We start from the raw sequence: 1,010 nt of genomic DNA on the forward strand, positions 1-1,010 counted from the left end.
CGACAGCGGAAGTCATGAACAAGGGCACCCTCATGCTGGATGCGACATGCGCGCCTGCGGACATCAAGTATCCGACTGACTTGGGGCTGCTGAATCACGCCCGTGAAATCCTGGAAGACATCATCGACGTGCTGCACCGTCCCCATGTCGGAGCGATGGAGAAGCCGCGCACGTACCGCGAGAAAGCCAGAAAATCGTACCTGAGTGTTTCCAAGCAACGCAAGGCATCGGGCAAGGTGATCCGCAAAGCGATCAAAAAGCAACTTGGCTACGTGGGACGGAATCTGCGGATTATTGAAGCCCTCGTGAAGTATACGCCTCTCACGGAACTGAGCAAAAGACACTATCGCCAGCTTCTGATCATCTCGGAGCTCTACCGTCAGCAGCGCGAAATGCTAGAGAAGAATACGCATGTCGTCGCCGATCGCATCGTGAGTATCGAACAGCCGCATGTACGTCCGATGGTTCGAGGCAAAGCTGGAGCGAACGTGGAGTTCGGCGCCAAAATCGCCGCCAGTCTGGTGGACGGTTACGCTTGGATCGAAACGGCACAATGGGACAGCTTCAACGAGGCAACCACGCTGCAAGCATCGGTGGAAGCGTACAAACAGCGATTCGGGTATTATCCCGCCGTCATTCTAGCCGATAAAATCTACCGCAATCGAGACAACCTGAACTATTGCAAAACGCTAGGGATTCGCCTTAGTGGCCCGAAGCTCGGCAGACCCTCGAAAGAGCAAAGTGAAGTCGCCGATCGTCGGCAAGAGCGCCAGGACGCTGTACAGCGTAATGCGATCGAAGGAAAATTTGGAGAAGGCAAGCGCAAATTGGGCCTAGGTCGCATTCGGGCGCGTGGCGCCGAAACCAGTTTGACCGTCATCGCCCTTCAGTTTCTGGTCATGAATCTGGAGCGGCGACTGCGTGTTCTCTTTTTGCATTTTTTCAGACTGCTTGGGTTTAGAGACTTGCGTTGGGTGTAGATGGAACGAATCTTGTTCAGCAAGCCCTAA

Annotated in this window: 1 pseudogene; it reads left to right on the plus strand. The window is 54.4% G+C overall.

The window, feature by feature from the left end:
• Positions 1–980: pseudogene (locus tag BFJ94_RS25570) on the plus strand (transposase); the annotation flags it as partial.
• Positions 981–1,010 lie beyond the last annotated feature (30 nt).

The sequence above is a fragment of the Paenibacillus aceti genome, assembly GCF_003614185.1.
Lineage (GTDB): Bacteria > Bacillota > Bacilli > Paenibacillales > Paenibacillaceae > Fontibacillus > Fontibacillus aceti.